The organism is Streptosporangium sp. NPDC000396 (assembly GCF_042898655.1).
In the GTDB taxonomy this organism is placed as follows: domain Bacteria; phylum Actinomycetota; class Actinomycetes; order Streptosporangiales; family Streptosporangiaceae; genus Streptosporangium.
The window spans coordinates 92374-114900 of sequence record NZ_JBIAZA010000031.1 but is presented as its reverse complement, the minus strand read 5'-3'; the positions used below and the strand labels follow the sequence as shown (position 1 = coordinate 114900).

The 22527-nt window shown below is 68.0% G+C and carries 26 protein-coding genes; 19 read left to right on the top strand and 7 right to left on the bottom strand.

The genetic code is table 11. From position 1 onward, the window contains the following. The first annotated feature begins 383 nt into the window (after nucleotides 1-383). Both ACFY2X_RS37315 and ACFY2X_RS37310 read left to right on the top strand, forming a co-directional pair. On the top strand, nucleotides 384-1001 hold the full coding sequence (locus tag ACFY2X_RS37315; protein ID WP_389947796.1) for a DUF47 domain-containing protein: 618 nt from the start codon (nucleotides 384-386) through the stop codon (nucleotides 999-1001). Then, nucleotides 1002-2006 (top strand): anion permease, encoded by a 1005-nt coding sequence (locus ACFY2X_RS37310; protein WP_389947795.1) that lies wholly within the window; start codon nucleotides 1002-1004, stop codon nucleotides 2004-2006. Nucleotides 2007-2091: 85 nt separating this feature from the next. Here the strand turns inward: ACFY2X_RS37310 and mshD are convergent, their stop codons facing one another. Next, on the bottom strand, nucleotides 2092-3027 hold the full coding sequence (mshD, locus tag ACFY2X_RS37305) for a mycothiol synthase (protein ID WP_389947794.1): 936 nt from the start codon (nucleotides 3025-3027) through the stop codon (nucleotides 2092-2094). 131 nt (nucleotides 3028-3158) lie between these two features. Between mshD and ACFY2X_RS37300 the strand changes: the two genes are divergently transcribed. Next, nucleotides 3159-4955: a bifunctional metallophosphatase/5'-nucleotidase gene (locus tag ACFY2X_RS37300; RefSeq protein WP_389947793.1), complete on the top strand. Its 1797-nt coding sequence runs from the start codon at nucleotides 3159-3161 to the stop codon at nucleotides 4953-4955. 190 nt (nucleotides 4956-5145) lie between these two features. After that, nucleotides 5146-5415: an ATP-binding protein gene (locus ACFY2X_RS37295; RefSeq protein WP_389947792.1), complete on the top strand. Its 270-nt coding sequence runs from the start codon at nucleotides 5146-5148 to the stop codon at nucleotides 5413-5415. A 37-nt stretch (nucleotides 5416-5452) separates the two neighbouring features. Here the strand turns inward: ACFY2X_RS37295 and ACFY2X_RS37290 are convergent, their stop codons facing one another. Continuing rightward, the gene (locus ACFY2X_RS37290) at nucleotides 5453-5677 is read right to left on the bottom strand and encodes a hypothetical protein (RefSeq protein ID WP_389947791.1); all 225 of its coding nucleotides are present in this window, start codon (nucleotides 5675-5677) and stop codon (nucleotides 5453-5455) included. 246 nt (nucleotides 5678-5923) lie between these two features. Here ACFY2X_RS37290 and ACFY2X_RS37285 point away from each other — a divergent pair, with 246 nt between their 5' ends. The 3 genes from ACFY2X_RS37285 to ACFY2X_RS37275 all read left to right on the top strand — a co-directional run bounded on the left by ACFY2X_RS37285 (nucleotide 5924) and on the right by ACFY2X_RS37275 (nucleotide 8608). Then, nucleotides 5924-7330: an MFS transporter gene (locus tag ACFY2X_RS37285; RefSeq protein ID WP_389947790.1), complete on the top strand. Its 1407-nt coding sequence runs from the start codon at nucleotides 5924-5926 to the stop codon at nucleotides 7328-7330. Nucleotides 7331-7371: 41 nt separating this feature from the next. Then, entirely contained in the window at nucleotides 7372-8220 is an 849-nt protein-coding gene (locus tag ACFY2X_RS37280; RefSeq protein ID WP_389947789.1) for an NAD(P)H-binding protein, read from the top strand. A 208-nt stretch (nucleotides 8221-8428) separates the two neighbouring features. Further along, the gene (locus ACFY2X_RS37275) at nucleotides 8429-8608 is read left to right on the top strand and encodes a hypothetical protein (protein ID WP_389947788.1); all 180 of its coding nucleotides are present in this window, start codon (nucleotides 8429-8431) and stop codon (nucleotides 8606-8608) included. 58 nt (nucleotides 8609-8666) lie between these two features. Here the strand turns inward: ACFY2X_RS37275 and ACFY2X_RS37270 are convergent, their stop codons facing one another. Continuing rightward, nucleotides 8667-9380 (bottom strand): winged-helix domain-containing protein, encoded by a 714-nt coding sequence (locus ACFY2X_RS37270; protein ID WP_389947787.1) that lies wholly within the window; start codon nucleotides 9378-9380, stop codon nucleotides 8667-8669. Nucleotides 9381-9583: 203 nt separating this feature from the next. Here ACFY2X_RS37270 and ACFY2X_RS37265 point away from each other — a divergent pair, with 203 nt between their 5' ends. From ACFY2X_RS37265 to ACFY2X_RS37225, 9 genes are all read left to right on the top strand, one after another. Beyond that, nucleotides 9584-9835, top strand: coding sequence for a MoaD/ThiS family protein (locus ACFY2X_RS37265; RefSeq protein WP_389947786.1), 252 nt, complete (start codon nucleotides 9584-9586; stop codon nucleotides 9833-9835). Nucleotides 9836-9975: 140 nt separating this feature from the next. Then, on the top strand, nucleotides 9976-10656 hold the full coding sequence (locus tag ACFY2X_RS37260; RefSeq protein ID WP_389947785.1) for a DUF2993 domain-containing protein: 681 nt from the start codon (nucleotides 9976-9978) through the stop codon (nucleotides 10654-10656). A 176-nt stretch (nucleotides 10657-10832) separates the two neighbouring features. Continuing rightward, complete coding sequence (locus tag ACFY2X_RS37255; RefSeq protein ID WP_389947784.1) at nucleotides 10833-11345, top strand: sigma-70 family RNA polymerase sigma factor; 513 nt, start codon at nucleotides 10833-10835, stop codon at nucleotides 11343-11345. Continuing rightward, nucleotides 11342-12136, top strand: coding sequence for an anti-sigma factor family protein (locus tag ACFY2X_RS37250; RefSeq protein ID WP_389947783.1), 795 nt, complete (start codon nucleotides 11342-11344; stop codon nucleotides 12134-12136). The genes ACFY2X_RS37255 and ACFY2X_RS37250 overlap by 4 nt, the downstream gene beginning before the upstream one ends. Nucleotides 12137-12267: 131 nt before the next feature. Then, the gene (locus ACFY2X_RS37245) at nucleotides 12268-12684 is read left to right on the top strand and encodes a TlpA family protein disulfide reductase (RefSeq protein ID WP_389947782.1); all 417 of its coding nucleotides are present in this window, start codon (nucleotides 12268-12270) and stop codon (nucleotides 12682-12684) included. Nucleotides 12685-12769: 85 nt separating this feature from the next. Continuing rightward, complete coding sequence (locus ACFY2X_RS37240) at nucleotides 12770-12859, top strand: putative leader peptide (protein ID WP_389947781.1); 90 nt, start codon at nucleotides 12770-12772, stop codon at nucleotides 12857-12859. A 61-nt stretch (nucleotides 12860-12920) separates the two neighbouring features. Then, nucleotides 12921-13316: a DUF4395 domain-containing protein gene (locus ACFY2X_RS37235; protein ID WP_389947780.1), complete on the top strand. Its 396-nt coding sequence runs from the start codon at nucleotides 12921-12923 to the stop codon at nucleotides 13314-13316. Nucleotides 13317-13330: 14 nt separating this feature from the next. Beyond that, a complete protein-coding gene (locus tag ACFY2X_RS37230) occupies nucleotides 13331-14170 on the top strand; it encodes a sulfurtransferase (protein ID WP_389947779.1) in 840 nt (279 codons plus the stop codon). Next, nucleotides 14170-14466 (top strand): DUF1416 domain-containing protein, encoded by a 297-nt coding sequence (locus ACFY2X_RS37225; protein ID WP_389947778.1) that lies wholly within the window; start codon nucleotides 14170-14172, stop codon nucleotides 14464-14466. Before ACFY2X_RS37230 ends, ACFY2X_RS37225 begins: the two co-directional genes overlap by 1 nt. A gap of 143 nt (nucleotides 14467-14609) precedes the next feature. Here ACFY2X_RS37225 and ACFY2X_RS37220 read toward each other — a convergent pair whose 3' ends face one another. Then, nucleotides 14610-15614, bottom strand: coding sequence for a DsbA family protein (locus ACFY2X_RS37220; RefSeq protein WP_389947777.1), 1005 nt, complete (start codon nucleotides 15612-15614; stop codon nucleotides 14610-14612). 60 nt (nucleotides 15615-15674) lie between these two features. On the opposite strand from ACFY2X_RS37220, the gene ACFY2X_RS37215 reads away from it, so the two are divergent. Then, complete coding sequence (locus ACFY2X_RS37215) at nucleotides 15675-16244, top strand: TetR/AcrR family transcriptional regulator (RefSeq protein ID WP_389947776.1); 570 nt, start codon at nucleotides 15675-15677, stop codon at nucleotides 16242-16244. Nucleotides 16245-16428: 184 nt separating this feature from the next. After that, entirely contained in the window at nucleotides 16429-17706 is a 1278-nt protein-coding gene (locus ACFY2X_RS37210) for a hypothetical protein (protein ID WP_389947775.1), read from the top strand. A gap of 48 nt (nucleotides 17707-17754) precedes the next feature. On the opposite strand, the gene ACFY2X_RS37205 is transcribed toward ACFY2X_RS37210, so the two are convergent. From ACFY2X_RS37205 to ACFY2X_RS37195, 3 genes are all read right to left on the bottom strand, one after another. After that, entirely contained in the window at nucleotides 17755-18450 is a 696-nt protein-coding gene (locus ACFY2X_RS37205; protein ID WP_389947774.1) for a hypothetical protein, read from the bottom strand. A gap of 590 nt (nucleotides 18451-19040) precedes the next feature. Continuing rightward, on the bottom strand, nucleotides 19041-19703 hold the full coding sequence (locus ACFY2X_RS37200; protein ID WP_389947773.1) for a hypothetical protein: 663 nt from the start codon (nucleotides 19701-19703) through the stop codon (nucleotides 19041-19043). Beyond that, nucleotides 19700-20350, bottom strand: a complete 651-nt coding sequence (locus ACFY2X_RS37195) for a hypothetical protein (protein ID WP_389947772.1) — start codon at nucleotides 20348-20350, stop codon at nucleotides 19700-19702. Before ACFY2X_RS37195 ends, ACFY2X_RS37200 begins: the two co-directional genes overlap by 4 nt. Nucleotides 20351-20515: 165 nt before the next feature. Between ACFY2X_RS37195 and ACFY2X_RS37190 the strand changes: the two genes are divergently transcribed. Then, nucleotides 20516-22459, top strand: a complete 1944-nt coding sequence (locus tag ACFY2X_RS37190; RefSeq protein WP_389947771.1) for a hypothetical protein — start codon at nucleotides 20516-20518, stop codon at nucleotides 22457-22459. The last annotated feature ends 68 nt before the right edge of the window (nucleotides 22460-22527 follow it).

Genomic DNA, 22527 nt, shown 5'->3' with positions numbered 1-22527 from the left:
GGGTAGAAGGCCACAGTGACCGAAATCACGTTGGCCGTTCCGGGGTACGAATGGATCGTGAACGTTTTCGCACGGGCTCCGGCGTGGGGTGACCATCGGGGCTCCGCCGGCCTGGGCCTACGGACGGGGCCGGACGGGGGTGTGTCGGTCGCCATCAGGCATGAGGGGATCCCCATACATGGCCGAGTACGACGTAACATGGCCCAAAACCAGCAAAACGGTCATCAGAAAGATGAACCCAAGGCTCCCTCAAGCTGTGTGTCACCAGGTATACGCCGGGTAGCGACAACTGGAAGAGTAGGCGTCTAACGGGTGAAGTTCGGATTTCCGCTGGTAACCCGTACCCTTCTCTGCGGACCATCCCCGCACATCTGGAGAACGACGTGCGCCTGCGTCTCACGCCTAGTGAGGACAGCTACTACGACTTGTTCGCCGACTCGGCGAACAACCTCGTCACAGCGTCCCGTCTGCTGGTCGAGATCATCAGCGACGGATCGGACAGGGAAGCCCTGGCCGAGAAGATGCGCGCCTGTGAGCATGCCGGTGACGAGCGGACTCACGCGATCATGAACCGGCTCAACGAGAGCTTCATCACACCCTTCGACCGCGAGGACATCTACCGTCTCGCGTCCAATCTCGACGACGTGATGGACTACATGGAGGCCGCGGCCGACCTCATCGTCCTGTACCAGATCGACCACCTTCCCAAGGAGGTCGTCCGTCAGGTCGAGGTCTTGGAGCGTGCCGCCGAGCTGACCGCCGAAGCCATGCCCCGGCTGCGCTCGATGAGGAACCTGAACGAGTACTGGATCGAGATCAATCGGTTGGAGAACCAGGCCGACCAGGTCTACCGCCGTCTTCTCGCCAAGCTCTTCGGCGGGGAGTACGACGCGTTGACCGTCCTCAAGATGAAGGAGGTCATCGAGCAGCTCGAGATGGCCGCCGACGCCTTCGAGCACGTGGCCAACACGATCGAGTCGATCGCGGTCAAGGAAAGCTAAGTGGATCTCACGCTCGCACTCGTCATCGGCGTGGTGGTCGTGGCGTTGGCGTTCGACTACACCAACGGCTTCCACGACGCGGCGAACGCGATCGCGACCTCGGTCTCGACGCGTGCGCTGACGCCCAGGGCCGCCCTGTTCATGGCCGCGGCCATGAACTTCCTCGGCGCCCACCTGGGCACGCAGGTGGCGGCGACCGTCGGCAAGGGCATCATCGACGCTCCACAGGGCACCCACGGTCTGGTCATCGTGGGTGCCGCCCTGATCGGCGCGATCGTCTGGAACCTCATCACCTGGTACTTCGGTCTGCCGTCCTCAAGCAGCCACGCGCTGATCGGCGGTCTGGTCGGTTCGGCGCTGGCCTCGTCGAGCGTCGTGCACTGGAGCGGTGTGGTGGACAAGGTCGTCATCCCGATGATCCTGTCCCCGGTGATCGGCTTCACCCTGGCCGGGCTCATCATGATCGCCATCCTGTGGGGCTTCCGCCACTCTCATCCAGGAAAGACCAACCGCGGGTTCCGCCACGCCCAGACGGTCTCGGCCGCGGCCATGGCCCTCGGCCACGGTCTGCAGGACGCGCAGAAGACCATGGGTGTGATCTTCCTGGCCCTGGTGGTCGGGGGGTATCAGAACGAGGGAGACCCGATCCCTCAGTGGGTCATCCTCTCCGCCGCGGCGGCCATCTCGCTGGGCACCTACGCGGGTGGCTGGCGGATCATGCGGACGCTCGGCCGCCGGATCATCGCGCTCACCCCTCCGCAGGGGTTCGCCGCGGAGTCCGCCGCGGCGGCCGTGCTCTACACCGCGGCCATCGGCTTCGGTGCCCCCATCTCCACCACGCACACGATCACCAGCGCGATCATGGGCGTGGGCGCCACCAAGCGACTGTCGGCCGTGCGCTGGGGCGTCGCGGGCAACATCGTGACCGCCTGGGTTCTCACGATCCCGGCCGCCGCACTCGTCGCCGCGCTGTCCTACCTCCTGCTCCACTGGGTGGTGGAGTAACCGGTCGGGGTGACGACCACGATGAGACGCGAACGCCGGCCGGGAGGAATCCCGACCGGCGTTCTCTCATGTCCGATGCGTACCGTTATTTTCGATACATGACATCGACGTCCCATCGGGCGAAGCCCAGCTTCTCGTAGAGGCGGATCGCCGCGGTGTTGCTCTCGTCGACGTACAGCATCGCCTGTGCCAGACCCCGCGCCCGCAGATGGGACAGACCGGCCAGGGTCAGCGACTTGCCCAGCCCGTTGCCCTGCTCGGCGGGATCCACGCCGACCACGTAAACCTCGCCGATCGGCTCGTGCCCGTGGCCGCCGTCGCCGTGCACCTTGGTCCAGTGGAAGCCGGCCAGCCGGTCGCCGGCCGCCGGGTCGTCGCCCGAACCGGCCCGCCGCTCCGCGAGGAAGAATCCCGCCGGGTCGAACCAGGGCTCCTGCTCACGCCGTTTCAGATCCTCCAGCGTCCACGAGCCCTGCTCGGGGTGGCTGGCGAAGGCCTTGGCGTTGAGCGCCACCCAGGCCTCCTCGTCGGAGGACCCGGGCTCGAATGTGCGCAGCCGTACGCCTTCGGGCAGCTCGTAGGTGGGGATCGCCGCGAACAGCGAGCGGCGCATCTGCCACAGGGACCTGACCTTGGTGAACCCTGCCGACACGGCGAGGGCCTCGGCCCCGGGGTGCCCGCCGTGCGCCCACAGGCGCAGCCGTCCCTCCGCCCGGTCCAGTACGGCCCGCAACAGGTGCTGCCCGTGGCCCCGGCCCCGGAAGGCGGGATGGATGACCAGTTCCCCGCTCGGTCCTTCGACCGGGTCGGTCGGGTCCACGTGCGCGTAGCCCGCCAGGTCGTCTCCGACGTACAGGAGCACGGCTCCCGCCCGGTCGTCGCCGCCGTAGCGCAGATGCAGCATCACGTGTTCGTTGAGCGGTCTGACCCTGTCGGTCTCCGTGGCGGCCTCGACCACGGTCATGACCGCGGCCACTTCTTGTTCGTCGAGTCTTCCCCGGTGTTCCACGCGCACGTTCATGTTCTGGACTTTAGGCGGACCCGGATTCCAAGTAATCGTCGGGTACTGGCAAAAGCCGCCATCTTCCGGTCGAGTGAATCGTTACCTCTCGGACATTCCATGCATAGGTAACCGCCTTAGTGTCGTGGTTCATGATCCCTCGTTCCCTCCAGCGGTTGGCCATGGCCGGTGTGCTCGCGAGCGCCGGCCTCGTGCTCGCGACGGGACCGGCCGCTGCGGGCAACAGGCCCGCCAAGACGGTGCCGGTCCGTCTGCTCGCCCTCAACGACTTCCACGGCAATCTGGAGCCCCCGACCGGTTCCTCCGGCCGCATGGTCGACGAGACCGGCGCCACGGTCGATGCGGGCGGTGCGGCCTACGTCGCCACGCACCTCAAGCAACTGTCGGACGGCAACACGCTGAAGGTCGCCCAGGGCGACCTGATCGGCGCCACCCCGCTGATCTCCGCGGCGTACCACGACGAGCCGTCGGTCGAGTTTCTCGGCAAGATCGGCATTACCGCCTCGGCCGTGGGCAACCACGAGTTCGACGAGGGGTACGCCGAGCTCAGGCGCATCATGCACGGTGGCTGCCACCCGGTGGACGGCTGCTCGCCCGCCGGCGAGTGGAAGGGGGCGGCCTACAGCTACCTCGGCGCCAACGTGATCTTCAAGCGGCCGAACCGGTCCGCCGAGAAGGAGGCGCTCGCCGCGCTGGGCGGCCAGAACACCAGCTCGGTACGCGGGCTGCTCAAGGAGTACGGCATCCCCGCGCTGCCCCCGGTCGCCATCCGCTGGATGAACGGCGTGCCGATCGGCTTCATCGGCCTGGTCACCCAGACCACCCCGAACATCGTCACCTCCGAGGGCATCAAGGACCTGGAGTTCGTCGACGAGGTCAAGGCCGCCAACGTCGCCTCCCGACTGCTCAAGCTGGTCGGCGTCAAGGCTCAGGTCGTGCTGGTGCACGAGGGTGACCAGGTCACCCCTGGTCAGTCGCCCGACGCCTGCAGCGCCCAGCCGGGCGCGGGCAACAGGATCGCCACCCAGGTGGACGCCGAGATCGACATGATCCTCAGCGGCCACTCCCACCAGGCCTACCTGTGCAAGGTGTCCGACCCCGCGGGCGGAACGCGCCTTTACAGCCAGGGCGGCTCGTTCGGCCGTGTGATCACCAAGGTCGACTTCCAGGTGGACGTCCGGACCCGCGACGTCGTGCGCTCCTCGGTCGTGGCCGACAACCAGGTCGTGACCCGGACCGTCACCCCGGACCGGGAGATCTCCGATTTCGTCCGGGACTGGAAGGACGACGTCGCGTCGGTGGCCAACAGGCCGATCGGCAAGATCACCGCGGACATCCCCAACACCGCGTCCCCGTCCGGAGAGTCACCGCTGGGCAACCTCATCGCCGACGGCCAGCTCGCCGCCGCCAAGACCGGAGGCAACGCCCAGATCGCCCTGATGAACCCGGGCGGCGTGCGCACGGGCCTCACCTACGCGAACTCGCCCGCCAATGAGGGCGACGGCGTGGTGACCTATGGCGAGGCCTTCGCCGTCCAGCCGTTCAACAACCTCGTGCAGGTGGTCACGCTCACCGGTGCGCAGCTCAAGACCATTCTTGAGCAGCAGTTCACCGGCGGGCCCAACAACCAGGCCTTCACCAAGATCCTGCAGCCGTCGTCGAACTTCACCTACACCTACAGCACGGGTGCGGCGTGGGGTTCGAAGGTCTCCAACATGAAGGTCGACGGTGTCGCCGTGACGGACACCCAGACCATCCGGGTCGCCGCCAACAACTTCCTCGTCGGCGGCGGTGACGCGTTCCTGGGCTTCAGGGACGGCACGGACGTGTGGAGCGGCCCGCTCGACATCGACGCCTTCGCCGCCTACTTCGCCGCGAACCCGTCGGTCACGCCCCCGGTCCCCAACCACATCACCGTCACCCCCTAGCTCCGAGCCGGTGTGATTCGAAACCAGTGTGATTCGAACCAGTGTGAAGTGAAAAGGCCCACCGGAGAGATCCGGTGGGCCTTCCTCATGTCCTGTACGGCGTGCGCCACGTGGTCTGTCGAGGCCGTCGGCGAGAAGGTGCTCACCAAGAGCATCGCCCGCTACGGTCGCGTCGACCTGCTCTGTATCGATGAGCTGGGCTGTACACATAGAACTTGACCGGTGTGGCGCCGGACTGCTGTTCCAGGTTCTCACCGAGTGGGAGAAGAAGAACAGCGCGGCGATCGCCTCAAATGAGGCGTTTTTTGGATGGACTAAGACATTCACTGATCCGAGGCTGTGCGCAGCGATCGTCGATCGGCTCACCTATGGCGGCAACGTCATCGAGACCGGCGTCGTGGCTTACCGCTACACCCGGACTCAGGCCGCTAGGGCCGCCCGGCAGGCGGCATCCGGCTGATCGCTGAGTGCTCTTCCCGGATATCCATGTGCCCGGTTCATCCAGGGCCGTCTTCTGTGCCGATGAGGGTGACCAGCAGGGTTTGGGCGACGCGGCCGTGGGTGAGCCGGTTGACCGGGTTGCCCAGGTCGGTGTGGCGGCCCTCAAGGCAGTCGTTGACGCCTTCGGCGCTGGCCCGGATATGGGCAGGCGCATGCCGGCCGATCCCGGGTTGCGCCCGCTCAACCCGCACTGCTAGCCTCGCCGCTGTCCGGTTGATCATTTATCGGACAATCCGTGTCCTTGCGACCTATCAGGAGCCTCGAGAACAAACGACCACGACAAGAACCTTGATCGGTAATCCCGGTTTTTCCGGATGGATCAGGGTTGAGAGGGCCGAACAGGCCGGTCTGTGCCAAGCGAGTGCTTGGCAGATCCTTCTCCGTCGCCTCACTGGAGGGCGGCGTTCTTCGTCCGTTCGTTTGCAGGCTCCCTCGGGAGTCCGCCCCCGCCATCGCAAGGATCTTTCATGGCTCTTCCCCCTGCCGCGCCCGCCGCGGCCACATCCTCTACCCCGGCTCGTGCCACCACCGTCGTGGCCACCTTGATGGCCGCCGTCTTCCTGTCCCTGCTCGACTCCCAGATCGTCGCCACCGCGCTGCCTCGCGTCACCGCCGACCTCGGTGGCCTGATGCAGTTCGCCTGGGTCACCACCGGTTACCTCATCGCCGGCAGCGCTGCCGTCCCCCTCTACGGCAAGCTCGGTGACCTGTTCGGCCGCAAGCGCATCTTCCTCATCTCGATTCTGATCTTCCTGGCCGGTTCGGCAGCCTGCGGCCTGGCCCAGACCATGACCCAGCTGATCGCCTTCCGCATCGTCCAAGGCATCGGCAGCGGCGGCCTGTTCATCTCGGTGCTTGCCATCATCGGGGAGTTGTTCACTCCCCAGCAGGGCGCCCGCTACTACGGCTGGTTCTCCCTCACCTTCGGTGCCGCCTCCCTGGTCGGCCCCACCCTCGGCGGCCTGCTCACCGATCTGGCCGGCTGGCGCTCGATCTTCCTGGTCAACCTGCCCCTTGGCGCTCTCATCACGGCCGTCATCGCTACCCGGCTGCACCTGCCCGTCCAGCGGAAGAAGGCCCACATCGACTACCTCGGTGTCGTCTTGCTGACCGCCGCGGTCGTCGCGGTCAACCTGCTGACCGCTTTGGGTGGCACCACCTACGCCTGGACCTCCCCGGTCACCATCGGCCTGGCCGCCGCCACCGTGCTCCTGCTGACCCTGTTCATCCGCGCCCAGCGACGTGCCCTCGACCCGATCATCCCGTTGCGCCTGTTCGGTGACCGCACCTTCGCCATCGTCGTCGCGCTCGGCTTCATCGCCGGATTCCTCGGTCTTGGCATCGTCAACTACCTGGTGCTGTGGCTCCAGGACGCTCTCTCCCTCGGCGTCCAGACCTCCGGCTACCTGCTCACCACGATGATGCTCGGCGTGGTGCTCAGCTCTTATCTGTCCACCAAGCTGATCGCCCGCACCGGCTCCTACCGGCGCTACCCGGCCGCCAGCATGGCTCTATTCGCCCTGACCGCCACCCTGTGCGCCCTCACCGATGCCGGTCCCGCCCTGGCCGCCGTCTTCCTGCTGCTATACGGCATCGCCGGCGGCCTCAACTCCCAGGCTCTGAGCCTGGCCGCCCGTAACACCGCCACCCGCGACGACATCGGCGCCGTCCAAGGTACCGCCACCATGGCTCGTCAGATGGGCACCGCCCTCGGCACCACCTTCTTCGCCGCCGTGTTGACCAGCAAGCTCCCAGCCCAGCCCAGCCCGGCCGCCTACGCCGACGCGCTGCACCTCATCTTCCTCGTCATGATCCCGATCGCGCTGATCGGGCTGGCCCTCTCCTTGCTTCTCAAGGACACCAAGCTCTCCTGATCTTGATCAATTCAACCTGACCCATTTCGAAAGGACAGCCCATGCTTCTCATCACCGGCGCCACCGGCAACGTCGGCACCGAACTCATCGCCCACCTGGCCGCCCGCGACATCCCCGTCCGGGCCATGACCCGCAACCCCGCCAAGGCATCTTTCCCCTCCACCGTCGAGGTCGTCGCAGGTGACTTCGACCAGCCCGACAGCCTCACCGCCGCGCTCGACGGCATCGAGAAGGTCTTCGTCCTCCCACCCGGCTACGGCCCCGAGGGCCCCGTCCAGGAACGCGCCCTCGCCGCCGCCGCCCGTCAGGCCGGCGTCTCCCACCTGGTCAAGCTGTCCACCAGCGGCGTCACCTTCAACGCCACCGACCCCATCAGCACCGGCCACCGACTCGGCGAACAGGTCATCCAGGACTCCGGCCTGGCCTGGACGATCCTGCGCCCCGGCACGTTCATGGTCTATCTGTACGGCTACGCGCCCACCATCGCCACCGACAAGACCATGTACGTCACCGAAGGCGACCCCGTCTCCGCCATGATCCACCCCCGCGACATCGCCGCCGTCGCCGCCCACGTGCTTACCACCCCCGGCCATGACGGCCACATCTACACCCTGACCGGTGGCCAGGCCTACTCACCCCAACAGCAGGCCGACATCATCGGCCAGATTCTCGGCCAGCCGATCAAACTCATCGAACGCGCCCCCGCCGAAACCCAGGCCGAATTCGACCGCCTCGGCTGGTCCGGCCCGCGCCTGGAGGCGCTGCTGGAACTCAAGCGTCAATCCGCAGCCTGGGACTGGCAGGTCTTCGACACCGTCGAAAAACTCACCGGCACCGCACCGCTGACCCTGCATGATTGGGTCCGCGAGAACATTCACATCTTCCGGTAACCCGCAACCAGAACTCGCGGAGAACCGAGACAACGTTCTCCGACTCGCGGGCGTGCCCATTCCCACCACGACAGTCTCAAAATTGCAACACCCTTCATAGTGGTACCAAGACTCGCCTTCAGACCATGACCAGCTGATCATTAAGCGGAGCCAAAGGGGCCGACGACCGGTACCCGAACCCATTCGCGAGTACATGGGCGAGCGCGGCGTGTCCAGCACCCTGCTCGGCGTCACTGTTCTCGGCTACAACGACCAGCTGGTCGAGGTCAAAGCCTTCGCCCCGGGCCAGACCCGCGTTTTCCGGGCACTGTTAGCTCTCCCGGACAACGCCACAATCCTCAAGGTCGAGATCGCTTCCTTCCGCGACCTTGAGATGCCCGTCCGGTAACGAGGGGTCATCCGTCCCTGCCAGAGGTGCGCACCGGCGGCAGGCAACGCCGCAGTCCCTAGCCGCGAGCGTGTTCGCGCTCCTCGGCGGACTCGTTGCCGCGCTCGGGAACGAACCGGTAGCCGACGTTGCGTACGGTGCCGATCAGCGATTCGTATTCGGCGCCGAGCTTGGCGCGCAGCCGCCGGACGTGGACGTCCACGGTCCGGGTGCCGCCGAAGTAGTCGTAACCCCAGACCTCCTGAAGGAGCTGGGCGCGGGTGAAGACCCGGCCCGGGTGCTGCGCCAGGTATTTCAGGAGCTCGAACTCCTTGAAGGTCAGGTCGAGTGCGCGGCCACGGAGCCGGGCGGTGTAGGTGGCCTCGTCGATCGAGAGGTCGCCGCTGCGAATCTCGTCCGGTGCCTCCTCGGCGGCGGACATGTTCAGCCGGCCCACGGCCATCCGGAGCCTGGCCTCGACCTCGGCGGGACCCGCGCTGTCGAGGATGACGTCGTCGGCGCCCCACTCGGCGGTCATCGCGGCCAGGCCGCCCTCGGTGACGATCACCAGGAGAGGGCAGGCGATGCCCGTGGTCCGCAGCAACCGGCACAGGCTCTTGGCCTGGACGAGCTCGCGGCGGGCGTCGACCAGGACGGCTTCCGCGGGTGGGGCGTCGATCAGCGCGGACGCCTCCGCGGGCGCGACCCGGACCGAGTGCAGCAGCAGCCCCAACGCTGGAAGCACCTCGGCTGAGGGCTCAAGGGCGTTGGTGAGCAGCAGGAGATTGCTCACGATGCTCCTTCCCGCGTCAGTCGGCGATGGCCGTACAAACACGTAAGGACCCGGGGGCTACGTCGCCCAGGTCCCGTGTAGGTGAGGATAGCCCACAAGGATGAAGCGTCCAGCGAGCGTCCACCTGGTGAACATAGGTTTCCCCTGTGGATTGACCGTAATGGTGCGGTAACTGTAAGTATGTCGAAGGAGTTGATTCACAGATGGCAAAGGGCATGATCCGCTATTGGGCGGCGGCGAAGGACGCCGCGGGCGTCGCCGAGGAGCCCTTCGAAGCGGTCACGCTGGCCGAGCTGATGACGAATGTCACACTGGGCCGCGACGAGCTGGCCCGTGTCGTCCGCCGTTCGTCTTTCCTGGTGGACGGGGATCCGGTGGGCAGGCGGGCACACGAGAGCATCGTTTTCGCCGACGGGGTGACGGTCGAGGTCCTCCCCCCGTTCGCGGGAGGTTGATCTCACCGCGGGGGGAAGGGCGCGGTGAGGAAAATGAACACCGGACGGATGCGATCATCGGGTGGAGTTTCGGGGAAGATTGCCGGGGGATGTGCCGCGGTGGCACTCTGGCCGAATCCGGAGAATGAACAGGGAGTCGGATGCGTAAGCTGGCCGCTTTTCTGATTTTGCTGCTCGTTCTCGTGGCGATTCTGGACCGGGTCGCGGTCTCCGGGGTGGAGAAGGAGATCGCCATGCGGGCGACCGCCAAATACGACCTCGCCACCACGCCCGAGGTGACCATCCCCGGGATCCCCTTCCTGACCCAGGCGGTCGCCGGACGGTATGACGAGGTCAAGGTCGCCGCGGGGCCGATGACCGTCGCCGGTGTCCGGCTGTCCGGTGTGAACTTCACCCTGTACGGGGTCACCGCGTCGCTGGAGGACATGGTGCTCCATGCCGACCGGGTGAACATCCGCGCCGAGCGTGTGGCGGGCACCGTGGTGGTGCCCCTGGAGACGCTGAACCAGAAGGCGCCGCCGGGGATCAAGCTCGCGGTCGACGGCGACGATCTCAACGTCGACGGGGAGATCACCGTGCTGGGCCGGAAGGTCCCGGCGAAGGCGAAGATGAAGATCGAGCTGGTCGAGGACCAGGTGCGGTTCGTCCCCGAGGACATCACGCTGGGCGGCGGCATCTCGGTGCCCCGGCCCGAGCGGTTCATCTCCTACCGGATCCCGATGAAGAACCTGCCGTTCAACCTCAAGGTGACCGATGTGAAGACCGTGCCGGACGGGGTTCAGATCTCCGGCGAGGCGACCGACGTTCCCCTCCGCGGCTGAGGCCGAGCTGTGGCTGAGCCGAACCGCGACCGAACCGGGCCCTGGCCGAACCGGCCGTGACCGACCGGCCGTGACCGACCGGCCGTGACCGACCCCGTGACCGACCGACCCGTGAGCGAACCGAGCCGAACCGACCCGTGACTGAACCGATCCGCCCCGCCGTACGTCGTGGGGATGTGAGCCAAGCCGGAACCGCCGACGAGCAGCTCGTCAGAGCGCTCTTCGACGAGCACGGCGGGCCACTTTACGGTTACGTTCTGCGGCTGACGGGCGACCCGGGGAGAGCGGAGGATGTCGTGCAGGAGACGCTACTGCGGGCCTGGCGGCATCCTGACGCGCTCAGCGGGCGTCCCATCCGCGCGTGGCTGTTCACGGTGGCCCGCAACCTCGTCGTCGACCAGCACCGGGCGCGCAAGTCGCGCCCCCCGGAGACGAGCGCCGAGGCGCTCGCCGTGGTGCCCGCGGACGACGAGCTGGAACGGGCCATGGAGTCCTGGGGGGTGGCCGAGGCACTGGCCACGCTGCGGCCCGAGCACCGTGAGGTGCTCACCGAGGTCTACTACCAGGGGAAGTCGGTCAAGGAGGCCGCCGAGGCGCTCGGCATTCCCGCCGGAACGGTGAAGTCGCGCACGTATTACGCGCTTCGAGCGCTCAAGCTGGCGCTGGAGGAGCGGGGGCTCGCGCCATGATGATGACCTGTGACGAAGTGCGGATGTCGCTCGGAGCGTATGTGCTCGGGGCGCTGGAGCCCGATGAGTGCGTGCTCGTCGAGGCGCACCTCGCCGAGTGCGCCGGCTGCCAGGCGGAGTTCGAGGAGCTGACCGGGGTGGCCGCGTTCCTCGGGCGGGTGTCGGAGGAAGACGTGGCGCAGGTGTCCAGCCCACCCCAGGTGGTGCTGGATCGGTTGCTGAGCGCCAAGGCCAAGCGGCGCCGGATGACCCGGGTGCTGCTCTCGCTGGCGGCCTCGGTCCTGGTGATCGGGCTCGGCGGGACCGTCTGGATGGCGAACCGGACCACCGAGAACGTCACCGCCGCGTCCGCGCCCGAGTCGGCCACCGCGCAGAACGACGGTGCCGCGCAGAACGACAGCGGCTACGCCCCACAGAGGAAGGCTCTCCCCTCGGCGTCGGCGGCGCCCGAGAGCGACGCCCAGATCCTGCTGGACACCCCCGGTGATCAGAAGATCGTGAAAAAGGCTGAGAACGGTCCCGTCCGGGCCACGGTGACGGCGTCGGCAGGGGAGGGAGCGACCGTTGTCAAGGTCATGCTCTCCGGGGTCGCCAAGGGCACTCCCTGCAGGCTGAACGTGATCGGTGCCGACGGGCTGCGGGAGACGGCCGGAAACTGGATCGTCGACAAGGCCGCCTATGACAAGTCGGGCGCCTTCACCGGCACCACCACGATCCCGCCGTCGAACATCACGAGGTTTGAGATCGTCACCGCCACAGGCCGGCTGCTGCTCAGCATCCCGGTTCCCTGAGGCGTTCCCGAGGCGGGGTGGGCCGGCATCCTCACCCCGTCACGGCGCGGGGGGCTAAAATCAGGGACCGTTGGCGCTTCCTCCCGCCCTGAAGGACGGGCATCCACACTGTTCCACACGGTAGGTGCTTGGTGACCGGCTTGACGGTGGTGCTCCTCACGCTTGCCGCGGCCGTGCTGGTGGGCGTGGTGCTGCGGTGGCGTAGCGGTGTGCCACGCGAGGTTGGGGGCGACGTGGAGCGGCTGACATCCGGCGACATCGGTGCCGAGCTGGGGGAGCGGGCCACGCTCGTGCAGTTCTCCAGCGCCTTCTGCCAGCCATGCCGGGCGACCCGCCGGATCCTCGCGGAGGTGACGGAGATGGTGCCCGGCGTGGCGCACGTGGAGATCGACGCGGAGTCCCGTCTCGATCTGGTCCGGTCGCTGAACATCCTTCGCACCCCGACGGTGCTGATCCTCGACGCGTCGGGCCGCGTTGCGAAACGCGCCTCGGGCCAGCCGAGGAAGGCCGACGTCATCGGAGCTCTGGGGCTCGTGGTCGGCGAGTGAACAGGGAACCCTACCGTTGCCCGAGAGAATTTGTCTCAGTAATTGAGCAAGGATGTGACAGAGGGCGGAACGTCGGGGTAATGTCATGAACATGAATCCGACGACAGAGCTGCTCACGAAGCGGCGCGCGGTTGACTTCTGCCGCGTGACCACCGCGCTCTGTCGCGCTTCCTGAGGGCGATCTCAAGCGGCCCCGAGCCGCACCGATCTGCACGACCCTTCAGGAGCATCAAGCGATGCAAGCCGATCCCCGGGCCCTCCGCTTCGCCGCGATTCTGACGACAGTCGTCCTCGCACTCGTCTTGGTCACAGGCAGCGCGTGGTTGCTGGCCGCACAGGCCGTGGTGTTCGCACTGGGCGTCTTTGGCGCCTCGCCCTACGGGATGATCTTCAAAGGGATAGTGAAAAGCCCTCCCAAGGAGTTGGAAGATGCCGCCCCGCCGCGCTTCGCGCAGGGGGTGGGTCTCGCCTTCGCCCTGGGGGGCTTGGTCGGATACGTCACACAGACCACGCCGTTGGCCCTCGGCGCCACCGCTGCGGCCCTTTTCGCCGCTTTTCTCAACGCCGCTTTCGGCTTCTGCCTCGGCTGCGAGATGTTCTTGATAATTCGCCGCCTACTGCCCGCAAGATAATTCCGGAGGATTCCATGAGCCGCTCCGCCGTTCTGGTGGATGCTGACTGGGTTGAGGCCAATCTCGACACCGACGGCATCGTCCTCGTCGAGGTCGACGAGGACACCAGTGCCTATGACAAGGGCCACATCCGTGGTGCCGTAAGGATCGACTGGAAGAAGGACCTTCAGGACCCGGTCCGTCGTGACTTCGTCGACCGTGAGGGCTTCCAGGCGTTGCTGTCGTCCCGCGGCATCGGCAACGACGACACCGTGGTTCTCTACGGTGGCAACAACAACTGGTTCGCTTCCTACGCCTACTGGTACTTCAAGCTCTACGGCCACGACAACGTCAAGCTTCTCGACGGTGGCCGCAAGAAGTGGGAGCTCGACTCCCGCGAGCTCGTCAAGGAGGTCCCCGACCGTCCCGCGACGAGCTACCAGGCCAAGGACCAGGACCTGTCCATCCGTGCCTTCCGCGACGACGTCGTCGCCGCGATCGGCAAGCTCAACCTGGTCGACGTGCGCTCGCCCGACGAGTTCACCGGCAAGCTGCTCGCTCCGGCGCACCTGCCGCAGGAGCAGGCGCAGCGCGCCGGCCACGTGCCCACCGCCCGTAACATCCCGTGGTCCAAGGCGGCCAACGACGACGGCACCTTCAAGTCCGACGAGGAGCTGAAGAACCTCTACGCGGGGGAGGGCGTCGACTTCGCCAAGGACACCATCGCTTATTGCCGCATCGGCGAGCGCTCGGCCCACACGTGGTTCGTCCTGCACGAGCTCCTCGACCAGGCCAGCGTCAAGAACTACGACGGTTCGTGGACCGAATACGGCTCGCTCGTGGGCGTGCCGATCGAACTGGGAGAGGCTCGATAATGACTCAGGGTTGCGCTGCTCCGGAGCAGACCGTTGCTCTTCCGGCGGGGATCGACCTTTCGACCCAGGCCGTCATCCAGGGGGTGGTCTCCGGCACGAGCACGGCTTACGCTCGCCTGCTGGATCACTCCGGCGAATTCACCGGCGAGGTCGTGGTGTCCGACGAGGGCATCTTCCGCTTCTTCGCCGCTCCCGGTGACTGGACCGTCCGCATCATCGCGGGTGGCGGCGTCACCAAGGACATTCCCGCCCAGGCCCGTCTGGGCGAGGTCACCCAGCTCGCCGTAGCCGTCTGACCTTCTTTTCGCGGCCGAGGGCCGGCAATCCCGTTCGCGGGGTGCCGGCCCTCGGTCGTTGCGGGGTGTTCTCCGCCGCGGGGCCGTACGCTTCCGGCGGGCGAGCCGTCGGATGCCCCCCGGCCTTCAGCCTTGGAATGAGGTCAGCGGAGCCGGGCTTCGACGCGGTGGACCGCGTCGGTGTAGTCGGGCTCCGGGGACATCACCGCGGCCAGCCGGAGATGGGGCAGGGCCTCCGCGTGCCGGTTGGATCGCTCAAGGGTCCTGCCGAGCAGGAACCTGGCGTAGTGGTCGCCGGGGGAGTGCTCGACCATGGACTCCAGGGTCTGCCTGGCCCGTCCGAGCTGGGCCGAGCCGAAGTAGGCGCGGGCGGCCAGCAGCCGGACGGCAGGGTCGTCTCCGTGATCGGCCAGCAGTGGCTCCAGGATCCGCAGGGCGCCGAGGGGGTCTCGGGCCTCCAGCAGGGATTCCGCGTGACGAAGGAGCCTGACCTCCTCGGGCAGCTCGCGCTCGGGAGCGGCCTGCCGTACCAGGTCCTGGAGGACCTCCGGCGGTTGCGCGCCCTTGACCGCCGTGCCGCCCGCCACGAAGGTCGGCGAGGTGGCCACGCCGATGGCCTTGCCCCGCAGGAGCTGGGCGCGGACTTCGCTCGCCCCCTGCCCGGCGTCGAGCGCCTCGGCCATGCCGTTCAGGCCCGCCTCGGTGGCGAGCGCCACCAGGGTGTCGCGGTCGCCGATGTCGGAGGCCTCGACGAAGTGGGCGCGCAGGATCCGCTCCACGACCGCGTCCTGGAGGGCCGGGCCGCCTCGCTCGTAGGCGAGGGCGATCACCCGGTGGGCGTCGAACGTGTTCGGACGCCAGACGGCGCCCCAGGGCGGCCCGAGGCCTTCCTCGGCCGCGACGAGCGAGACGCGGACCCGGTTCTCCGCCGGGGTCAGGTCGGGGTGGCAGGCCTGCAGGGCGCCGTCGGCGACCGGGTCGCGCAGCGCTTCGTACAGCGGCTCGGCAGGGCTCGGGGCCATCGGGTCGATCTGGAAGGGACGCCAGACGATCTCCACGTCCTCGCCGAGGCCGGCCTTCTCCAGACGTCGCTTGCCGATGTAGGCCCAGGCGCAGACCATGTCGGCCCAGACTTCGATGCGCTTCATGGTCGGTGTAACAAACGACACCTGTCGTTTATTCGACATGTGTCGTTTAATCTTGTGGTCGTGTCCCATGACGATCCGAGAGTTCGCCGGACTCGTGCCCGGTTGCGTGCGGCGGTCCTGGAACTGGCCGCCGAACGCGACCCCGAGTCGATCACCGTCGCCGAGATCGCTCAGCTGGCCGAGGTCAACCGGGCCACGGTCTACGTCCACTATCGCGACCGCGACGACCTGGTGCTCGACGCGATGGAGACGGCCATCGGCGAGCTGACCGCCGAGGCCGTACGCTGCCCCTACCGGGAGCCGGGGCCGGTTCCGGCCTCGCTGGTCATGCTCTTCGAGCACGTCGGCGCCAGGGCGTCGCTGTATCGGCGGATGCTCGGGCCGTACGGCAGCGCCCGCTTCTGCGCCCGCCTGCGCGAGGCGCTGGTCACCGGGCTGTGCGGCCCGTTCGCGGCGGGTTCGCGTCCGCCGGGCCATGACGACGTGCCGCCGGAGATCCACGCCCACCACGTGGCGGGCGCGCTGATCGGGGTGATCACCTACTGGCTCCAGGAGCACCCGCCTCGTCCGGCCGGGGAGATCGCGGCGTTCATGTGGAGCCTGCTCGACTCCCGCCGGAGAGACGAGTGAGAACGCTCGTCGAAACTCCTTGAGCGCGGGATCCCGAGTTCCGGCTCCGGGAGAGGAACCAGGAGGAACGGGAGGGAAACCGGGGGAAGCCGGCGCCCCGGGGCGGCTGCGATGACCTTCCTGTGTTTCGGTGTGGCTGGTGATGGGGATCGCTACGATTCATCGAGTGTCCGGAACGTCTGTTATGCCCCAGCCATCGCGCGCCGCTGGCCGGAGGCCGCCCGCGCTCACGGCGTACTCCCTCCCCCTGCACGCGCTCAGGATCTTCGGAGCCTGTGCCGTCTCGCTGGTGCTCTGGTTCTCGGCGGGACGAGCCGTCCGCGCCGGTCTGATGTGGGCGGGCACCGAGGTCTCCCACGGTGACTACCGGCAGGTCCGACTCGTCATCACAATGCTGATCTTCACATTGATCGTGCTGAACGAGCTCGTGGTCATGGTGGGCATGCTGCACTCGGTGCGCGGCGCGCTCCAGGAGATCCGGGTGCGGAGGGAGGGCGGCGAGGCCGACGAGAGCATGTTCGGCGCGCTCAACCGGGCCACGCTGGTCTTCGCCACCATCTACATGGCCTGGAGCTTCCACCGGGAGGACGCCCGCGAGTTCGCCGCGCTGGACCTCATGAAACGAGTCGACCAGGATCTCAAGGGGGCCTTCTCCGGAATCCAGGGCGAAGGCGGCAGGGGACTCGTCGACCTGGACGTGCGGCTCTCTCTCGGGATCGCCGTGGCCGCCTACCTGCTCAAGACGCTGTTCGGCTGGCTGCACGCCAACGGCAGGGGCAAGGGCAGCGGCATGCTCACCACCTTCTTCGAGCTGGCCTTCGCCTTCTACAGCGTCAACGCGATGCTCACCTTCACCGGTGCGCGGTCCGACTGGTTGGAGCACCGGGCCGTCGTGGCCGTGGCCGGCGACTGGATCGAGCAGGTCAAGCAGGCCGTCCCGTGGTGGACGGCGTTCTGGGAATGGGCCGGTGAGGTCTGGCCGTACGTCGTGGACGGGCTGATCGTGCCGCTGACCTGGCTCACGGTCGCCTCGCTCGTCTATGGGGCCTTCGCCGAGGACACCCGGGCCGTCGTGCGGGGGACCAGGCTGGACGCCGTGGCCGACCGGATGGAACAGGCCCACTCGCTCACCCGCTCCACCATGACCCGGGCCACGACCGGGTTCCAGGAGCGCTGGGTTCCGCCCGCGAACGCCTTCCGGCTCGCCGCCCGCGGCGGCGCCGCGCTGTTCGGCACGTTCTGCCTGTGCTACGTCGCGCTCCGGGTGGGGGCCGACTACGCGACCCGGGGAGCGGAGACGTTGATCGGCAGCGAGGAGCCCTATTTCTGGTTGATCATCGGCCCGCCCCTGACCTTCGTCAAGGAACTGGTCGTGGCGGTGCTGACGACCTGCCTGCTGGCCGCGACGTTCGACATAGCGGCCACCCGCAGCCGCGAGGCGGGCGAGGTGATCACCGCCTGAACGGCACGAGGTGGGGAAGGCCACCGTCTGAGCGGCACCAGGCGGGCCTCATCGCTTGAACAGCAGCACCTGATCCTGCGGCTCGGTCTCCTCGGTGCCCGCCCGCTTGAACATGTCCGCCACGGACTCCTCCTTCAGCGGTGCCCGGATCGTGCTCGGGATGACGCGGACCTCGACCTGGCCGGCGACCGCCTTGGGGACCAGGCTGATCACGTCGTAGTCGTAACCGGTGCCGATCTTGTGGTCCTTGACCTCCGGGGGGAGACCCCTCTCGATGATCTCGGCCTTCCACTCGCGGCCGTCGGGATGCTCGACCTTGACGTCGGGCTCACCACGCCGCATCACGCCTTCGGTGTTCAGGGAGGTCCTGGTCACCGTGATCTTCAACCACTGCTGGTCGGCCTTGATCGGGCGCGCGCCCGGCAGGCTGTCCGCCTGCTCCACCTTGACCTTCCACGCCACGTTCATGAGCGTCCCGGTTCCCCCGGCGGCCACGGTGTGGATCTGGTAGTCGGGATTGCCTGACCGGTAGAGCCGGTACCCGTGCCAGGTGGGGATTCCGACGCCCAGCGCCACCGCGAGGACCAGGGCGCCGGTTCGCAGGGCCGTACGGCGCCGCGACGGCGGAACGGCACCGGGGGCAGGGGCGGTTTCCTCCTGCGCCGCGGAGGCCGTAGCCCCGGCTCCCGCAGCGGCGGCCCCGGTCCCCGCAGCGGCGGCCCCGGTCCCTGGAACGGTGGCCATGGCCCCGGGAAAGGCATTCCCGGCCCCGGCTCCTGTTCCGGCTCCTGTCCCGGTTCCGGTGACGGTGCGGGGAAGCGGAGGCGTCGGGACGGCGGGGAACGGCTGGGTCGAGGTACCCGGGGGCTCACTCATGGGCCTCGGAGCGGGAGGCCAGACCTGCTCGTCGGAGAACGCCCGCCGGGGGGCGGGGGCCCAGCCGGAATCGGCGGGAGGCCGCGTGGGCATGGGTCCGGCGGCGGGATGGGTACCTGGGGCGGTGGGAGGGACACCGGGACCGGGGGAGGGCACGGGCCAGGTGCCGGTGGCGGGCTGGGGAGCACCCTGATAAGGCGGCTGAGCGGGAGCAGGAGCAGGAGGAACAGGGGGCCGCTCCTCCGCGCGGAACCGGTTGTCCGGGGGGTACGGGTTGTCCGGGCGAGGTCGGTTGCCCGAGAAGTGCGGATTATCCGCGTGAGGCCGGTTGTCCAGAGGGGGTCGTGTGTCCGGGAAAGGCGAGTTCTCCGGGTAGGGCCGGTTGTCCGCAGGAGGGCGTTCTTCCTGGGGGGCGAACCAGTTCTGGTGACCCTCGTTCTCCGGGTGCGGCGTGTCCGTCACTTCTTGCTCGCCAACTGGTAGACGTCCTTCGCGTTCGAGATCAGGCGCTGAGTGGCGGCCTCGTCGAGGCCCAGGTCGACCTCCACCTCTGGCAGGAATGACTCCGCGATGAATCCGCTCTGCGGGGCGAGCACGATCCGGGACCCCGTCAGGGCCGTGGCCGGAACCTCGAACACCGTCACGCTCTCGGTCCACCAGCCCACCTGGATGTAGGGGTTGGTGATGGTCAGCGAGGCCTCGACCTTGTCGGTGGCCGCGTAGCGCTTGCCGTCCTCGGTCAGCAGAGTCGGGATGCCGAGCTTCTGTGGGCCCCGGTTGGCCGTCGCCCCCACCTCGGCGATCAGGAAGATCTGCGAGGTGGTGGCCTTCTTCACCTGGCCGGTCACATCCGTGGTCTCGACGGCCTTGGCGGCGTGCACGGCCTTCACCCGCGCGGAGAACCGGGAGGCGGAGATCTCCTCTCCCACGCCGCCGGTCCAGGTCAGATGGGCGGTGCGCTCCTCGCGGGTCAGCCCCAGGGACTGCACGCCCACCGCCGCGGCGGCCAGCGCCACACCGGCGGCCAGGACGCCCGCACGGCGCAGCCGGTTCGGCGATCGGGAAGCGCGGCGGGCGGGAGCCTCGGGCCTGGCCGGGGCCGAGGTCGAGGTCGACGTCATGAGATCGTTCCCCCTTGCCGGACGGGAAGGGTGACCTGCGCGGCCACCTTGGGCGGAGCGTCGTCCTCGTCGCCGTCCGTCACCAGATTCCACTCCGGATCGAGGAGGAACCCCTCCGACAACTCGAAGGTGCCGATGTCGAACTGGACCTTCTTCGGCGGGCGCTGTCCCTGGGGCAGCTCGTATCTGACCACGACGGTGGACGTCATCCCCGGATGCAACTGTTTGCTCGGCACCCCGTCACCGGGGACGGAGATGATCGGGCCGAAGTCGTTCTTGATCTCCGGGGTCATCTTCAGCAGCGACTTCGCGAAGGAGAAGCCCGGTGCCTTCCCCTGGTTCGGGAGCCCCACTCCGGCGGTCTCGTCGCCCTTGTTGGCGACCTTGAACTCGATCTCCAGGAAACGCTTGCCCGCGCCGCCGAACGGGTCGGGCTTGAACAGGGACCGGGACTCCACGAACGTGGTCATGAACTGGCCCTGGTCGAGGCTCGCACCGGGACCGAGCTGCTTGGGAGGCTCGTCAGGGACCTCTCCGAGGCCGCCCAGGGCCGCGGTGATTCCCAGGCCGGTGGCGATGACCAGGGTGGCGACCGGCACCGCGACCGGGCGCCGTCGTCTGGATGCGCCATCGGCGGGAGACGTCATGACAAAGGATGGTAATCGCTGATCTACGCCCCACCCGACTCGTTCGTCCCTTAAGTGACAATGAACATGGGGAAAATACAGCAGATTGGCGGGAACGCTGCCCCAGTAGGAGGTCTAACTCTTACGCTGTGACGGAGGCGGCGAGAGCCCTATGGCGGAGGTTCCGTGGCGGACGTGCATCCCGAGCATGCGCAGCTCCAGGCGGACCGGATCTACCTGGGCTGGCAGTATGCCCTGTTGCACCCGGACCCGGGTCCGGCGCCCAAACGACCTTCTCCCGTCGACGACCCCGTCGACCAGGTCGACCCCGAGTGGGAGCGCAGGGAACGGCTCAACGAAGCCCTGCTGAACCGGCCGGTGAGGATCTTCAGGACCTTCATGACCGGGCTGGCCGCGCTGATCCTCATGCTCGGCCTGACCCAGGTGCTGAGCTGGTCGTTCGCCGTCGCCGGGCTGATCGCGACCGGTGGGGTGGCGGTGTTCTGCACGCACGCGATCCACCAGGGCGACCGGGCGGTCCGTCACCGCGTCCGGGAGCGTCAGGCGGTCGGCGAGCGGCGGCGGAAAGAGCGTGACAGAGACCTCTTCCAGGCCCAGGAGGAGCATGCCGCCCGCTACCGGGAGTGGGCGGAGAAGAAGGAGCGCTACGACCGCCAGCTCACCTGGTATGCCGTGGCCGTGCCGGACGAGATCGACCGGATCGACGTGGCGGGGGGCACCCTGCCCGGCTGGTCGGCGCTGATCACCCTGCTCGGCGCGACCAGGCTCTACAGCGGTGGTCACCTGACCGTGCTCGACCTGTCCGAGGGCGCGATCGCCAAGGACCTGATCGAGCTGGCTCGCAGGGGCGGGGACGATCCCCTGGTCTGGGTGCTGCCGGTGGATCTCCCCAAGCTCGACCTGGGCGCGACGCTGGCCCCCGAGGCCTTCGCCGACGTGCTCGCCCACGTGGTGAGCGTCAGCGAGGAGCACCGCACGACCAGGGACCTGTCGTTCGACAACGCGATCCTGGAGCGGGTGCTGGAGGTCCTCGGCGAGAATGCCACGATCAACCAGGTCACCGCCGCGCTCCGGGCACTGGCCCAGGTCGGCGACCCTCGCGACGACCTCAGGTTCGGCCTGATCACCGCGGCCCAGCTGGAGCGCATCGGCACGCTGTTCGGCCGGGGGGTCAGCGACCGCGTGGTGATCGAGCGGGCGTGGGCGCTGGAGTCGCAGCTGCGCAAGCTGGAGACCCTCGGCTCGGAGGCGGTACGGCTGCCGCCCGCGCGACTGCGGGTCGTGTCCATGGACCGGCAGGCGGGCGTGCTCGGCAACCGGGTCCTCGGCACCTACGTGGCCACCGCGCTCACCCACATCCTGCGCCAGTCGCCCGCCTCGGAGCGGCCCTGGTACCACACGATCATCGTCGCGGGCGCGGACAAGCTCCGCGGTGACGTCCTCGACCGCCTGATGGACGCCTGCGAGACCTCCAGGACCGGGCTGGTGCTCACCTACCGGTCGCTCACCCCGACCGTGCGGGAGCGGCTCGGCCGGGGGCACGCGGCGGTGGCGTTCATGCGGCTGGGCAACGCCGAGGACGCCCGGGTGGCCAGCGAGCACGTCGGCACCGAGCACCGGCTGGAACTCGCCCAGCTCACCGAGACGATCAGCGCCGCCGGGGCCGGGCTGGACGGCGGCTACGTCTCCACCATCGGCCATACCGAGGAGGGCGAGGACGAGCCGAGCGTGAGCCGTACGGACCTGAAGGAGGACATCACCGAGTCCACCGAGTGGGGCCGCCGCGCGACCAAGGCGATGGGGGAGACCGAGCGGGTGTTGCACCGTTCCCGGGAGTTCCTCGTCGAGCCTCACCAGCTCCAGCAGCTTCCCACCACCTCGGTGATCGTCACCGACGCCACCGCTCAGGGCCGCCGGGTCCGCCTCGCCGACGCCAACCCGGCGATACTGACCTTCCCCAAGACCACGCTGGGGGAGTTCGACGAGATCAAGGAGGCCGCGCTGGAAAGCACCGAGGAGGAGGAGTTCGTCGAGACGACTCTCTTCCACGAGGCACCGCCCAACCTCGGACCGCCGCCGGCCCGGCTCGACTGGCGCAGACGCCAATGAAGCGTCCGTTTGTGGTAATGGCATGGTCAATGCGGAGGTGCGATCCCGGAGGGAGGTTCGACCGTGGT